This is a genomic window from Caenimonas koreensis DSM 17982, assembly GCF_009646335.1.
Taxonomy (GTDB): Bacteria; Pseudomonadota; Gammaproteobacteria; order Burkholderiales; family Burkholderiaceae_C; genus Ramlibacter; species Ramlibacter koreensis.
The window spans coordinates 16,562-29,110 of record NZ_WJBU01000012.1 but is presented as its reverse complement, the minus strand read 5'-3'; the positions used below and the strand labels follow the sequence as shown (position 1 = coordinate 29,110).

Genomic DNA, 12,549 nt, shown 5'->3' with positions numbered 1-12,549 from the left:
CCAACAGAGCCAAAGGCACGACGGACAACGGTGTTCATGCGGCTGGGCAATTCCGCCCAACTTCATGAATCTCTCTGCGCAACCAACAAGCGCGGGGTGACTCTTGTTGATGATTGATCAACTTGTACAGGAGATATGAAAATGGCAACTGCGAAAAAACCGGCCGCCAAGAAGGCTGTGAAGAAGGCTCCGGCCAAGAAGGCGGCAGCAAAGAAGGCTCCGGCGAAAAAGGCCGCGGCAAAGAAGGCTCCGGCGAAGAAGGCCGCTGCCAAGAAGGCTCCGGCCAAGAAGGCGGCAGCGAAGAAGGCTCCGGCGAAAAAGGCCGCGGCAAAGAAGGCTCCGGCGAAGAAAGCCGCTGCCAAGAAGGCCCCTGCCAAGAAAAAGGCTGCCAAGAAGGTAGCCAAGAAAGCAGCCAAAAAGGCGCCTGCGAAAAAGGCTGCCAAGAAGGCTGCGAAAAAGCCAGCCAAGAAAGCTGCGAAAAAGCCTGCTGCCCCCAAGCCCGTAGCGAAGGCAGCCCCAGCGGCAGCCCCAGCAGCGCCGGCGGCGCAGACAACGCTGAACCCGCAGGCCGCCTGGCCTTTCCCGACGGCTTCCAAGCCTTAAGGGGCCAAGCCTCTCGAAAACCCGGCGCAGTGCGTCGGGTTTTTTTATGAGTCACCTGAAAAACACTGCGTGTTTTTCAGGTGGTTTGATTAGTTGGTCGGGACCGGCAAAGCCGGATCCCTCGCAAGGTGCGGGCGTCCTGCGCTTCGCTCCGGTCGCCCCAGGTGTCCCTGCGGGGGTCTGGAAGCAAATGCAGGCTTGCCTCCCATGAAAGGGCCTGATTCGGGCCATGGCAAGTCGGTAATCGGCGGTGCACTCGCTTCGGCTTTGCCCTGCTGCGCCATCCACGCCAGGAGCCGCACACAACGCTGCGTGTCTTCGATCGTGTGCACGTCATCCACCTTGCCCCAGCGCATGCGCATCAGCTGCATCACGTCGTTGCGGTAGATCGTGCCGTCTTGCATTGGCATGCGGAATTCCAGGCGGGTGTGGATGCGCAGGTCCCAGGGCCATCCGGCTACGGCCACATCGCGCACCACGATCGAAAAGCCGGGGAAAAGGCGATACATCCGCTCCCACCACAGCTGCATGCTCTCGCGGCGGGTGCGCACACCGCCGATCGGCGAATCACCTTCGAAGCGATAGACAAAGCGATCGGCCAGCGCATCGATCATCGGCCAGAAGTTACCTGCGCTCACGGCCGCAAAAATCGCGCGCAGTTTGCGCTCTGTGAAGTAGCGGATCATCGACAGCCCTCCTGATGGCTTGCATAATAAAAGTGAATTAAACCAGATAGCTTTTAAAATGCAAGCAAAAAAGACGGCGCCCGGATTCTCGGATTTCAGCTGCTCGATCGCGCGCGCGCTCGACGTTGTTGGCGAGTGGTGGACGCTGCTGATCGTGCGCGACCTCTTCGCCGGCATGAGCCGCTACGACGACATCCGCGAAGACCTGGGCATTGCATCGAACATGCTGGCCGCTCGCCTGAAACGGCTGCTCGATGCCGGCATCGTCGAGCGCGACGTTGCGCCGGACGACGCACGCTCGTGGGAATACCGGCTCACGCCCAAGGGCCGCGACTTGTATCCGGTGATCCTGTCGCTCATGGCCTGGGGCGACAAATGGGCGACTGAGCCCGGCCAGCAGCCGGTGATGGTCGTGCACAAGTCATGCGGCGAAGTGACTGCGGCTGTGCCCAGTTGTTCGGTGTGCCGCGAACCGCTGGCACTGGCCGATCTCACGTTCCTGCCGGGCCCGGGCGCACGATCGGGTCCGGGAACGGCGCGCGTGGGGCGCTATCTCACGAGCCGCCCGTAACGAGCGCCATCCGCCGCCGGATGCTCGCAGCCTCGTGAATTGCTCCTGCCGCTTCAGCGCGCTGTGCCTGCACGCCAAGCCAGGCGAGCAGCGGGCGCCGCCATCCTTGCTGCGACGCCGTGTCGCTCGCAATGGCCAGCACCTGCGGTGAGGCGCGGCCCGTGCGGAACAGCACGCCCGCCGCAATCAGGCGCGAGACCGGATCGGTGATTGCCTGCAGCGCTGCTGCGTCGCCGCCGTGGGCCACCGCGACATACTGCGCGGGCAGCAATGCGGCGTCCGGCGGCGCAATGCGCCCCGCCAGAAAATCTGCATAAGCACGCTCGGGCGCTGGCGCGTCGTCGCGCAACCGGTCAAAGCCGGTACACGGATCGAGCACCAGGCTTGCAACTTGCGCCGCGCAACGCGTGAGTTCAGCGCGTGCCACCAGGCCCGGTTGCCCGGTGCTACGCAGCTCACCCAGCGCGCGATCGAACTCCGCGCCTTCAACGCGCGTATTGCCCGCCATGTACGCCTTCACGTAGCGCTCGAGCGCGCCCTGCGCGTTGATCTGCCAGTCAGGCGCGACGGGCTTGCTTGCACACGCGGCCGTGAGCACCGCAGCAGCGGCGAGAGCCAGCAGGTCAATGCGCTTCATGGCAGCTTCACCTCGGTATCTTTGGCGAACGGCCACTTGCGATTGAGCTCGTTGATCATTCCCTCCACCTTACGAAGGTTGGCCTCCACGTCGGCACGCAGCGCGCCCAGGTCAGTCGTCGCGCCCCGCACATTCGAGCTGATGCCCTGTGCTTCGACCAGCACGGCATCGACTTTCTTCAGGCTCGCGCGCGTGTCGGTGAGCAGCGCGTTCAGCTGCTGCATGGACGCGCGAGCGTCCTTCATCACGCCCTCCGGGCCGAACACCTGCGCATCGGCCTTGCCCGCCATGGCATCGAGCCTGGCGAGCAACGTGTTCGCACGCTCGAGCGCCGTGACCAGCTTCTGCGCATCGGTTTCGTTGCCGAACACCGCGCCCAGCGCGCCGCGCGGGCCTTTCATGCGCTCGGTGACTTCGCGCAGGTTGGCGATCGACGTGCGTAGCGCCGCGTCTTGCGCGGTCATGGCGCTCATGTTTTCAAGCGTCTCGCGCGCAGCTGCCAGCACGCGCGGCAACTCGGCAGTTGCATCACCGCGCAGCACGGGGCGCTCGGCGTCGTCCGGCAGCGGTGGGTCGGTGAGGATGCCGCTGTAGGCCTTGATCGTCGTGCCACCCACCAGCCCGTGCACGAGCGTGAACACGCTTGTCGTGCGAAGCCAGTGCGCATCCTTCTTCGCGACGTCCACCACGATATTGACGTTGCCCGTCTTGGCCAGCTCCACCTTGCGGACGCGGCCAATCGGAAAGCCAGAGAACGTCATGTCCATGCCGACGATCACGCCCTCGGAGTCGTCGGTGACCAGCACGAGGCTCTGTGTTGGCTCAAATGCGCCACGGGCATGCAGCAGGAACAGGATAGATCCCGCAATCAGCACCACTGTGAAGATCAGCAGCAGCGCGGCCTTGAATTCAAGGTGCGCAACAGGCTGGGCCGCCGGCTCGGACTTGGCAAGGGGCGTGACGTTCGGTAGATCAGACATAGGGGGTATCAGGCGTAGTTACCGGCCAGCGACACGGCTTCCAGAATCAGCAACACGGCGAACATGCGCACCAGGCCCTGCAGTGCCGCGCTCTCGCGCGAGCCATCGCCTTCGATGTCGTACAGGCCCGACGCCATCGGGATGACCGAGACGGCCAGGCTGAACAGCAATGTCTTGAGCCCGAAGATCAGCGCGACGGCCGGATTGAAGATGTGGCCGAACACGCGCGTGTAAGCGGGCAGGCCGGCTGTCGATGCGCCGTATACCGCGAAATAGGCAATCACCAGCGCCACCACGCAGCTGAGCGCAGCCAGCGTGATCGTGGCGTAGATGCCGGCCAGTGCACGCGGCAGCACCTGCGTCACGACAGGGTCCTCGCCCGCGCGGCTCAATTCATCGAAGCGGCCGGCCTTGCGCATGGTTGCGAGCATGGCGCCGTTCGGTATCGTGCAGCGCAATGCAACAAACAGTGCCGCTGTGAGCGGAATCAGTTCAAGCACCAGCACGCGGATCACCATCTCGAGCGCATACTGCGACAGCCCGTAGCTCACTGCCGTGACGATCACGATGCGCGTGATCACCAAAGTGAGCAAGGCGCACAGCACCGTGAACCAGGCAAGAATGGGCGCGGTGTCGAGGTAGAGATGGCGGATCAGCGCGCTGCGCGTCTTGGGAACATAGCTGGAGGGCGCCAGGGCCAGCACGAGAATCGTCGCGCCAAAGAACACGATACGCCACCAGCCCAGCAGCCAGCGCAGCGGCGCCAGCGCCGCATGGCCAAGCCAGTGATGGTGAGTAAGTGAAGGCGCATTCACCGCGCCATGATAGGTCAGGACTGCGCGCTTGCGCCCCAGTTTCCTGTCGGCGCGAGATGCGGCGACAGTGTTGCGGCACCCCACTTCAAAGCCACGGCCCGGCGGCGGCGAACCACCGCTTCAACATGCAACCGCACCAGCCGCTGCGCGCCGGCAAATGCATCCACTGCCTGCGGGTCCGTCACGATCTCGCCGCGTGCGGCCACATGCAACAAGTCGCCCGTGGCGTAGTCGATGAACACCAGGCCGCAACGTGGATTGACCAGCAGGTTGCCCAAGGTGTTGAAGAACGCGTTGCCCGTGAAGTCGGGCACGGTCAACACGCTGCCCGACGCATCGACATGCACAAACCCCGGCTTGCCGCCGCGGTGCGACACATCAACGCCGTGTGCCGGGTCATCACTGCCTTGCGACTGAGGGTGCGCCGTGGCAATGAAGAACGTGTCGGCCGCTGCAATGAATTGCCTGGCCTGCGCGTCGAGCCCCGTCATCGATTCGCGCGTTGACACCCGGGCGGTATCCGGCACATACGCCACCTCGCGCGCCTGGATGTACTTCGGGCAATTGCCGAAGCTCTGTTCCACATGCACGGTGAAGCCGCTTGCATCAACGATGTCGATGCGGCCGTTCGCGCGATTGCGTCTGCGCGTGTGCGGCTGGATGCCCAGCAAGCCGACGCGCTGGCCCGGCACCATCGAGGCGGCAACCGGGTCCTGCGCGAGTGGCAGCGCCGCTATCTGCAAGAGATCGTCGCGCGGCGACGCAACAAAACCGGCTGGCCCTGCGATCACCGAAGCCCAGGGCTGGCCACCTGCATCGACAGCGCCGATGACGATGAACGGCAGCAGCGAAAAAAAATCGCGGTGCTGCTGCGGCATGAACTCGCGGATCACGTGCGGGCCGACTTCGGCAAGCATGTCGTGCGAGCCAGCGCGCTTTTGCAGCGTCCGCTCGCCTTCATGAAATGACGCGCGTGCCACCGTGTTCATGCTGCCATCCCCACCTTCGTGACGACCATGGGAACAAAGCGCGGCAGCGCCTCGATGCGAGCCAGCCACGCGCGCACATTCGGATACGGCTCCAACGAAATATTGCCCTCCGGCGCACGTGCCACATAGCTGTACAGCGCGACGTCGGCGAGCGTCGGCTGGCCATTGACCAGGAACGGCGAATCCTTCAACTCCAGCTCCATCACATCGAGCAGCCGAGTTGCACGGGCAAGGGCCGGCGCCGGATCGTCGGGGCGCTTGAAGATCACGGCTGCGCGTGCCGCCGCCGGGCCAAAAGCCAGCAAGCCAGCCGCGGCCGAGAGCCAGCGCTGCACGCGTGCTGCCCCCAACGGGTCGCGCGGCAGCCACTGGCCCGTGCCGTATTTGCTTTCCAGATACACCAGGATCGCGTTGGAGTCAGCCAGCACCACGTCGCCGTCTTCGATCACGGGCACCTGGCCAAACGGATTCAGCGCGAGGAATTCAGGCCGCTTGTGCGCGCCTTTCATCATGTCCACCGTGACGAGTTCATAAGGCAGATCCAGCATCGCCAGGAACATTTCCACCCGGTGGCAGTGGCCCGAAATGTCGAGGGTGTGCAGGCGGATCGGCTGTTGCGGCTTGGGTGCGGTCATGGGGGCTCCTGGCAGGGTTGTTGTGGTTGAAGGCCCGATTGTGTTTGCTGCATGCAGATGGATCAATGCCGCCATCTGCACAAAACTGCTGCGTTTTATGGATTAATCGGGGCATGGACAAATTCAAGGCCATGCAGACGTTCGTGCAGATCGCCGACGAGGGCAGCCTCACCGCTGCGGCGCGGCAAATGGGCTCGTCCCTGCCCGCCGTGGTGCGGGCACTGGCTGCCTACGAGGCCGCGCTTGGCGTGCGCCTGTTCAACCGGACCACACGCCGCATTTCCCTCACGGAAGAAGGCAAGCTCCACCTTGAGAATTCGCGGCAAGTACTCGCCGCACTGGAGGAGTCAGAGGCGTCGCTCACCGCCGGTGCCACAGAGCCTGCCGGCCACCTCACGATCACCGCGCCCGTGCTGTTCGGCCAGATGCATGTGGCGCCATGCGTCACGCGCTTTGTGCAGCAGCACGACAAGATGCGCTGCAGCCTGGTGCTGCTCGACCGCGTGGTCAACCTGCTCGAAGAAGGCATCGACCTGGGCATTCGCATCGGCACGCTGGAGGATTCGTCGCTCGTGTCACAGCCGCTCGGCCACATCCGCCGCGTGGTCGTTGCCACGCCCGCTTACCTGCGAAAGCACGGCACGCCGAAGCATCCACGCGACCTGCAGCGCTTCAACTGCATACGCAACCTGTCGCCTGCGCAGCAGCAGTGGGGCGACTTCCAGGAAAGCGGGCGGACGTTCCGGGTGGCCGTCAAGGGCAACCTGGAGTTCAACCACGTGCTGCCGGCCGTGCAGGCGTGCGCGGCAGGCGCCGGCTTCGGCATGTTCTTCTCATACCAGGTTGCGCCTTACCTGGCGACACGGCAGCTGAAGATTGTTCTGGAATCGTTTGAAAGACCCGCGCGGCCCATCAGCATCGTCTATCCGCATGCAAGGCTGCTGCCCGCACGAACGCGCGTGTTCATCGACTGGATTCGCAACGACCTGACAGCGTTCAGGCAAGGCCCGCTCAACACTACCAGTCGTGCTGCGTGAACTGCGTGGCGGCGGCGTCGAAGGCCTTGCTGCGATCGTCATTGCGGTGCAGGAAGGTCTGCACTGCGCCCATGGCAACACTCACGGCGGCGAAGAGGCACAGGTACATGACCGAGAACGTAGCGCTCCACAGGACGAGCCGCATGTCGTCACCCACGCCGACAAGCCTGTCGACGACGGCAGGCGCCCCAATGAACCACCAGTAGAAAAGACCTGAATGATCGTGCGTGACGGTCAGGTCGAATACGCGGGCGATCTCGGGCGAGATCACGCCCAGCGAAATGGCGACCGCCACGTAAATGAAAAGGCGCTGGCCCATGCAATACCTCCAACGTTTCCCGACTGTAGGAGCAAGCCTGGCCGCGGCTGAACGAACTAGCACCCGCGAAGTTGTGACTTCTTCACAGTAAGGGTGCCTGCGGGCTGAATCAGTTGATCGACTCGAGTTGCGGGGTGCGAACCACGGGCGCCTTGTCTTCGTCAGGCGGGAGGTAAACGGTGGTGCGGTCGATCTTCGCGTCGTAGGCCGCCAGCTCTGCACTCGCACTGCGGATCACCGCGCGATCGAGGGGATGGCACTGGCGCTGGCTCAAAGCGCCGAGCTCTTCGGATTGGTCGATCATGGCGCGAACCGCTGCCGGGTCCATCATCAGTGCGAAGGGGTTGTTTGCCAACGTCTCGGTTCTCATGTCGCTCGGCTCCAGTGCATGGTTCGTTGTGATGAACGCACTGTCGCCCCTGCACCCGATTTGTAACGTCAGGACCGTTCTTCACGCCCTGTAGGACGCTTGCGCATCCGCACAAAATGAGCCCGCCGGCCAGCACGCAAGGCGCAGGCACAATCCGGCTCATGCCCTACATGCCGCCCTTCATCGCACCCACGAGGCACACCGATCCACAGGCCGCGCTCGAGCAGGTGCAGGCGATCTACACCCAGCAGATCAACCACCTTCGCGATGCCATGCACCGCTTCGTCGCCGGCGAAGCCCTGCCGGGCCACGTGCGCGCCTGCTACCCCTTCGTGCGCATCCACACCGACACCGGCGCGCCGCAGAACCTGCTTGAAAATTCCGGCTTGTCGTACGGATTCGTGTCGGCAGCGGGCCGCTATGAAACCACGCTGACACGGCCCGACCTGTACGCGAGCTACTACCTGGAACAGTTCCGGCTGCTGCGGCTGAACCACGGCGTCGAGCTCGAAGTCGGCACCAGCACACAGCCCATTCCCGTGCATTTTTCGTTCGCCGAGAACGACCACGTCGAAGGCTCGCTCACACCCGAGCGGCGCCAGCTGATGCGTGACCTGTTCGACCTGCCCGACCTGGGCGCGATGGACGACGGCATTGCCAACGGCTCGCAGCACGCGCGGCCCGGCGAGTCGCATCCGCTGGCGCTCTTTACCGCCGCGCGAGTGGACTATTCGCTGCACCGGCTGCGCCACTACACGGGCAGCGCGCCCGACTGGACGCAGAACTTCGTGCTGTTCACCAACTACCAGTTCTATATCGACGAATTCGTGCGGCTCGGCCATGCCGAAATGGCCAACCCCGACAGCCCCTATATCGCCTTCGTGGAGCCGGGCAATGTGGTCACGCGGCGTACAGGCCTGCCCGCAGAGCCTGCCGACAGCCTGGGTGCCGCGCCGCCGCGCCTGCCGCAGATGCCGGCCTATCACCTCATGCGGGCCGACCGCAGTGGCATCACGATGGTGAACATTGGCGTCGGCCCTGCCAACGCCAAGACGATCACCGATCACATCGCCGTGCTGCGCCCGCATGCGTGGATGATGCTCGGCCACTGCGCGGGCTTGCGCAGCAGCCAGCAGCTAGGCGACTACGTGCTGGCGCATGCCTATGTGCGCGAAGACCACGTGCTGGATGAAGAACTGCCGCTGTGGGTGCCCATCCCGGCGCTCGCCGAAATCCAGGTCGCACTTGAGCAGGCCGTGGCCGACGTGACAGGCTTTGCAGGCCCCGACCTCAAACGCATCATGCGCACAGGCACCGTGGCGAGCACGGACAACCGCAACTGGGAGCTCTTGCCCGGCAACGAGCCGCAGCGGCGCTTCAGCCAGAGCCGCGCCGTGGCGCTCGATATGGAAAGCGCCACGATTGCAGCGAACGGCTTTCGCTTCCGGGTGCCTTACGGCACGCTGCTGTGCGTGAGCGACAAGCCGCTGCATGGCGAGATCAAGCTGCCGGGCATGGCGAATCATTTCTATCGCGAGCGGGTGGACCAGCACTTGCGCATTGGCATGCGGGCCATTGACATCCTGCGCGCCGAAGGCAGCCAGCGGCTGCATTCACGCAAGCTGCGAAGCTTCGACGAAGTGGCGTTTCAGTAGGGCCCGCCACAGGGCGGCGGATGCCTCAGGCCTCGGCGTCCAGCGGCGCTTTCTGGCTGGGGGCATGCTTGTTCGCCATGCTCTTGAACCGCACGGCGCGCCCGAGCAGCACGAGCACGACGATGCCTGTGACCATGCCTATTGATAGTGCGTAGCCACCGGAGATGATCGGATCGGAGATCGTCAGGGTAATGAGGTACAGCGCGCTCAATGCCATGACCAGCATCGACACGGCTGCCATGAAGAACGCCAGGAAGTCCCCCAGCATCACTTTCTGGCCGCACGACTTGCAAGCCGAGATGTCGCTGAAAAACAGCTTGGGCACGTTCAAGATCTTCGAGCACTGCGGGCAACGGTAGTGCATGGCGCGTCTTCCTTGGTAACCAGACGGAAGTTATAGCCAGATTCGTGCCCGGAGGGAAGAGGCACAGCCGGCCGGAGCGCGCATGCACATCACGCCTGAGCAATGGTCCCCATCGCCTCGCCCAGCCGCACCGGCCTGGTCGGCTGCCAGTCGCCATTGAACGTCACGACGTTCTTCGGAAACAGCATGACAACGGTCGAGCCCAGCAGGAAGCGGCCCATCTCTTCGCCCTGCTTCAGCACGATGTTCTGGTCGTCATAGCGCCACTCGCGAACGTCACGCGTGCGCGGCGGATTCACGACGCCGTGCCATACCGTCGCCACGCTGCCGACGATTGTCGCGCCGACCAGCACATTGATGAACGGGCCGAACGCCGTGTCGAACACGCACACCACGCGCTCATTGCGCGCGAACAGGCTGGGCACGTGCCGCGCCGTCAGCGGGTTCACCGAGAACAAGTCGCCGGGCACATAGATCATCCGCGTGAGGCGGCCGTCGCACGGCATGTGGATGCGGTGATAGTCTTTGGGCGCGAGGTACAGCGTGGCGAAGTGGCCGTGATCGAACTGGTGCGCGAGCTGCTGGTCGCCACCGACCAGCGCGCGTGTGGAATAGCTGTGGCCCTTGGCCTGGAAAATCTGGTCGTGCTCGATGGGGCCGAACTGGCTGATGGCGGCGTCCACCGGGCAGATCAGCGGCGCATCGGCAATGGGCCGTGCGCCTTCGCGCAAGGGCCGCGTGAAGAACTCGTTGAACGAGGCGTAACTGGCCGGGTCCGGGTTGGCCGCTTCGGCCATGTTGACCTTGTACTTGCCAATGAAGTTACGGATGATCCAGTGGGTGAGCGCACCCCCCTTCATGTTCGCGACAGCACCGGCAAAAACGGTCAGCGCGCGCTTGGGAAGGAGATACTGGGGAACGACGGACAGGCGGGTACTCATGGAGCCGCAAGTTTAGGGCCTCTGACACAATCACTGCCGCCATGGCCAACCCAACCATGATTCCTGCCGACCTTCTCGCGCTGATGAAGCGAGGCGTCTCGTGCATCGTCGCCTCACGAGACGCGGCCATGAAGCCGAGCGTCATGCGCGCGCTGGCCAGCGATGTGACCAACACGTCCATCACCGTATTCGTCGCGCGGCGCCAGTCGCGCCAGCTCGTGCAGGACATCGCCGCCAACGGGCACATCGCTGTCGTATTCAGCCACCCGGCATCCCATCGCACGGTACAGGTGAAGGCCACGCGCGCATCGCTGCGCAACGCCACGCAGCAAGACAAGCCCCTATTCGAGCGCTATCTCGCATCGATGGAACACGAGCTGGCTCAAATCCACATCCCCGTGCCGCTCACGCGGGCGATGCTCGCGCACTGCATCGACGACGTGGTGGCCATCACCTTCGAGCCTGAACAGGCATTCGACCAGACCCCCGGCCCGCAGGCAGGAGTGGCTCTGCGATGAACCCGACGCGCGATCCCGGCCTCGCGGACATCCGCCCGTGCCTTGAAGGCGCGATACCGGCCGTGATGTCCACCTGCGCGGCGGACGGCACACCCAACGTCGCCTACATCTCGCAGGTGTACTACGTGGATGAGCGTAGCGTCGCGCTGTCGTTCCAGTTCTTCAACAAGACGCGGCAGAACATCCTGGCCAACCCGCGCGCCACGCTGCTGCTGCTGCACCCAGTGACGGCAGCATTCTTTCGCCTGCACATCCGCTACCTGCGCACTGAAACCGAAGGGCCGCTCTTCGAAGGCATGAAGGCGCAGCTGGCGGGCATTGCCTCGCATTCGGGCATGGAGAACGTGTTTCGCCTGCTCGGCTCGGACGTGTATGCCGTCGAGCAGATCGAGCCCGTAGAAGGCGACCCACTGCCCGAGCCGCCTGCGCGGCGGGGCATGTTGACCGCCGTGCGCCGCGCCAGCGAGCGGCTCGCGCGCTGCACGTCGCTCGACGAAGCGCTGAACGCCGTACTCGCGACACTGACCGACAACGCCAGCGTGCCGCACGCGATGGTGCTCATGCTCGATGCCGGCACCCAGCGCCTCTACACCGTGGCGAGCTCGGGCTATTCAAGATCGGGCGTCGGCTCCGAGATAGGCGTGGGGCAAGGCGTGATCGGCGTTGCTGCCCGCGAACGCACGCCGGTGCGCATCATGCACATGACCAATGCATCGCTGTACAGCCAGGCGATCCGCAGCAGCCTGGAAGCGAACGTGCCCGACCTGGACGCGGCCACCGAAATCCCCTACCCCGGCCTCGCACAGCCGCGCAGCCAACTGGCCGTGCCCATCGTGTCGAGCGACCGCGTGCTCGGCGTGCTGTTTGTGGAGAGCCCACAAGACCTGCAGTTCGGCTATGAAGACGAAGACATGCTCGTCGCCATCGCCGGGCACCTGGGCGCGGCCATTGAGTTGCTGCAAACCGCAGCCGAGCCCACCGAACTGACCGACGCCGGCCCTGCGGTGCAGCCGACAGCAGGCGGCACACCCCTGCAGCTGAGACGATTCGCCAGCAATGACAGCGTGTTCATTGGCGACGCGTATCTGATCAAAGGCGTAGCCGGCGCGATTTTCTGGAAGTTGATGACCGACTACGTGAAGTCGGGCCGTACCGAATTCTCAAATCGCGAACTGCGACTGGACCCGTCGATCAAGCTGCCCGACGTGAGCGACAACCTGGAAGCGCGATTGGTGTTGCTGAGAAAACGGCTCGCGGAGTTCGGGCCGGATATACGGATCGAGAAGACGGGGCGGGGGAGGTTTCGGGTGGAGGTAGCGAGGGGTGTGGAGATGGGGGAGGGGTGAGGACGAGAAAACAAAAGCCTGACCTGCCAAGCGACCGCTATTGCAGTGCCCTTCATCACAATGATCTGCGATTCTTCAGACAA

Annotated in this window: 16 protein-coding genes; 6 read left to right on the top strand and 10 right to left on the bottom strand. The window is 64.1% G+C overall.

The features are described 5' to 3' along the window. The first annotated feature begins 141 nt into the window (after window positions 1–141). A complete protein-coding gene (locus tag GHT07_RS13425; RefSeq protein ID WP_153585613.1) occupies window positions 142–603 on the top strand; it encodes a histone H1-like DNA-binding protein in 462 nt (153 codons plus the stop codon). Between the two features lie 89 nt (window positions 604–692). On the opposite strand, the gene GHT07_RS13420 is transcribed toward GHT07_RS13425, so the two are convergent. Then, window positions 693–1,289: a nuclear transport factor 2 family protein gene (locus tag GHT07_RS13420; protein WP_194792935.1), complete on the bottom strand. Its 597-nt coding sequence runs from the start codon at window positions 1,287–1,289 to the stop codon at window positions 693–695. Window positions 1,290–1,347: 58 nt separating this feature from the next. Between GHT07_RS13420 and GHT07_RS13415 the strand changes: the two genes are divergently transcribed. Further along, window positions 1,348–1,860 carry a winged helix-turn-helix transcriptional regulator gene (locus GHT07_RS13415; RefSeq protein WP_153585611.1) on the top strand — a complete coding sequence of 171 codons (513 nt, stop codon included), beginning with the start codon at window positions 1,348–1,350 and terminating at the stop codon, window positions 1,858–1,860. Here the strand turns inward: GHT07_RS13415 and GHT07_RS13410 are convergent. Genes GHT07_RS13410 through GHT07_RS13390 form a run of 5 tightly spaced genes read right to left on the bottom strand, consistent with a single transcriptional unit; the run spans window position 1,844 to window position 5,916 of the window. Next, window positions 1,844–2,497, bottom strand: a complete 654-nt coding sequence (locus GHT07_RS13410; protein WP_153585610.1) for a hypothetical protein — start codon at window positions 2,495–2,497, stop codon at window positions 1,844–1,846. The two genes, GHT07_RS13415 and GHT07_RS13410, sit on opposite strands and share 17 nt — an antisense overlap. After that, a complete protein-coding gene (locus GHT07_RS13405; protein WP_153585609.1) occupies window positions 2,494–3,477 on the bottom strand; it encodes an MlaD family protein in 984 nt (327 codons plus the stop codon). Before GHT07_RS13405 ends, GHT07_RS13410 begins: the two co-directional genes overlap by 4 nt. Before the next feature lie 8 nt (window positions 3,478–3,485). Continuing rightward, the gene (locus GHT07_RS13400; RefSeq protein WP_323740931.1) at window positions 3,486–4,292 is read right to left on the bottom strand and encodes an MlaE family ABC transporter permease; all 807 of its coding nucleotides are present in this window, start codon (window positions 4,290–4,292) and stop codon (window positions 3,486–3,488) included. A gap of 14 nt (window positions 4,293–4,306) precedes the next feature. Beyond that, window positions 4,307–5,281 (bottom strand): pyridoxamine 5'-phosphate oxidase family protein, encoded by a 975-nt coding sequence (locus GHT07_RS13395; RefSeq protein WP_153585608.1) that lies wholly within the window; start codon window positions 5,279–5,281, stop codon window positions 4,307–4,309. Further along, window positions 5,278–5,916, bottom strand: coding sequence for a glutathione S-transferase family protein (locus GHT07_RS13390; RefSeq protein ID WP_153585607.1), 639 nt, complete (start codon window positions 5,914–5,916; stop codon window positions 5,278–5,280). The genes GHT07_RS13395 and GHT07_RS13390 overlap by 4 nt, the downstream gene beginning before the upstream one ends. A 113-nt stretch (window positions 5,917–6,029) precedes the next feature. Between GHT07_RS13390 and GHT07_RS13385 the strand changes: the two genes are divergently transcribed. Beyond that, complete coding sequence (locus tag GHT07_RS13385) at window positions 6,030–6,953, top strand: LysR family transcriptional regulator (RefSeq protein ID WP_153585606.1); 924 nt, start codon at window positions 6,030–6,032, stop codon at window positions 6,951–6,953. Here GHT07_RS13385 and GHT07_RS13380 read toward each other — a convergent pair. Together GHT07_RS13380 and GHT07_RS13375 are read right to left on the bottom strand one after the other, a co-directional pair. Continuing rightward, window positions 6,934–7,272 (bottom strand): hypothetical protein, encoded by a 339-nt coding sequence (locus GHT07_RS13380; protein ID WP_153585605.1) that lies wholly within the window; start codon window positions 7,270–7,272, stop codon window positions 6,934–6,936. The genes GHT07_RS13385 and GHT07_RS13380 overlap by 20 nt on opposite strands. Window positions 7,273–7,381: 109 nt before the next feature. Then, window positions 7,382–7,642, bottom strand: a complete 261-nt coding sequence (locus GHT07_RS13375) for a hypothetical protein (protein WP_153585604.1) — start codon at window positions 7,640–7,642, stop codon at window positions 7,382–7,384. 161 nt (window positions 7,643–7,803) lie between these two features. Between GHT07_RS13375 and GHT07_RS13370 the strand changes: the two genes are divergently transcribed. Then, on the top strand, window positions 7,804–9,297 hold the full coding sequence (locus GHT07_RS13370; protein WP_153585603.1) for an AMP nucleosidase: 1,494 nt from the start codon (window positions 7,804–7,806) through the stop codon (window positions 9,295–9,297). Between the two features lie 25 nt (window positions 9,298–9,322). On the opposite strand, the gene GHT07_RS13365 is transcribed toward GHT07_RS13370, so the two are convergent. Continuing rightward, window positions 9,323–9,661 carry a hypothetical protein gene (locus GHT07_RS13365; RefSeq protein ID WP_153585602.1) on the bottom strand — a complete coding sequence of 113 codons (339 nt, stop codon included), beginning with the start codon at window positions 9,659–9,661 and terminating at the stop codon, window positions 9,323–9,325. Window positions 9,662–9,750: 89 nt separating this feature from the next. Further along, entirely contained in the window at window positions 9,751–10,602 is an 852-nt protein-coding gene (gene asd / locus GHT07_RS13360) for an archaetidylserine decarboxylase (protein WP_153585601.1), read from the bottom strand. A gap of 41 nt (window positions 10,603–10,643) precedes the next feature. On the opposite strand from asd, the gene GHT07_RS13355 reads away from it, so the two are divergent. Next, window positions 10,644–11,120: a hypothetical protein gene (locus GHT07_RS13355; RefSeq protein WP_153585600.1), complete on the top strand. Its 477-nt coding sequence runs from the start codon at window positions 10,644–10,646 to the stop codon at window positions 11,118–11,120. Beyond that, on the top strand, window positions 11,117–12,466 hold the full coding sequence (locus tag GHT07_RS13350) for a GAF domain-containing protein (RefSeq protein ID WP_153585599.1): 1,350 nt from the start codon (window positions 11,117–11,119) through the stop codon (window positions 12,464–12,466). The genes GHT07_RS13355 and GHT07_RS13350 overlap by 4 nt, the downstream gene beginning before the upstream one ends. Window positions 12,467–12,549: the final 83 nt, after the last annotated feature.

Excerpts from the sequence above, each read along its gene's own strand:
- GHT07_RS13375 (WP_153585604.1), bottom strand. The coding sequence starts at position 7,642 with ATGAGAACCGAGACGTTGGCAAACAACCCCTTCGCACTGATGATGGAC.
- GHT07_RS13380 (WP_153585605.1), bottom strand. The coding sequence starts at position 7,272 with ATGGGCCAGCGCCTTTTCATTTACGTGGCGGTCGCCATTTCGCTGGGC.
- GHT07_RS13410 (WP_153585610.1), bottom strand. The coding sequence starts at position 2,497 with ATGAAGCGCATTGACCTGCTGGCTCTCGCCGCTGCTGCGGTGCTCACG.
- GHT07_RS13370 (WP_153585603.1), top strand. The coding sequence starts at position 7,804 with ATGCCCTACATGCCGCCCTTCATCGCACCCACGAGGCACACCGATCCA.
- asd (WP_153585601.1), bottom strand. The coding sequence starts at position 10,602 with ATGAGTACCCGCCTGTCCGTCGTTCCCCAGTATCTCCTTCCCAAGCGC.
- GHT07_RS13420 (WP_194792935.1), bottom strand. The coding sequence starts at position 1,289 with ATGATCCGCTACTTCACAGAGCGCAAACTGCGCGCGATTTTTGCGGCC.
- GHT07_RS13350 (WP_153585599.1), top strand. The coding sequence starts at position 11,117 with ATGAACCCGACGCGCGATCCCGGCCTCGCGGACATCCGCCCGTGCCTT.
- GHT07_RS13405 (WP_153585609.1), bottom strand. The coding sequence starts at position 3,477 with ATGTCTGATCTACCGAACGTCACGCCCCTTGCCAAGTCCGAGCCGGCG.
- GHT07_RS13425 (WP_153585613.1), top strand. The coding sequence starts at position 142 with ATGGCAACTGCGAAAAAACCGGCCGCCAAGAAGGCTGTGAAGAAGGCT.
- GHT07_RS13395 (WP_153585608.1), bottom strand. The coding sequence starts at position 5,281 with ATGAACACGGTGGCACGCGCGTCATTTCATGAAGGCGAGCGGACGCTG.
- GHT07_RS13415 (WP_153585611.1), top strand. The coding sequence starts at position 1,348 with ATGCAAGCAAAAAAGACGGCGCCCGGATTCTCGGATTTCAGCTGCTCG.
- GHT07_RS13390 (WP_153585607.1), bottom strand. The coding sequence starts at position 5,916 with ATGACCGCACCCAAGCCGCAACAGCCGATCCGCCTGCACACCCTCGAC.
- GHT07_RS13355 (WP_153585600.1), top strand. The coding sequence starts at position 10,644 with ATGGCCAACCCAACCATGATTCCTGCCGACCTTCTCGCGCTGATGAAG.
- GHT07_RS13385 (WP_153585606.1), top strand. The coding sequence starts at position 6,030 with ATGGACAAATTCAAGGCCATGCAGACGTTCGTGCAGATCGCCGACGAG.
- GHT07_RS13365 (WP_153585602.1), bottom strand. The coding sequence starts at position 9,661 with ATGCACTACCGTTGCCCGCAGTGCTCGAAGATCTTGAACGTGCCCAAG.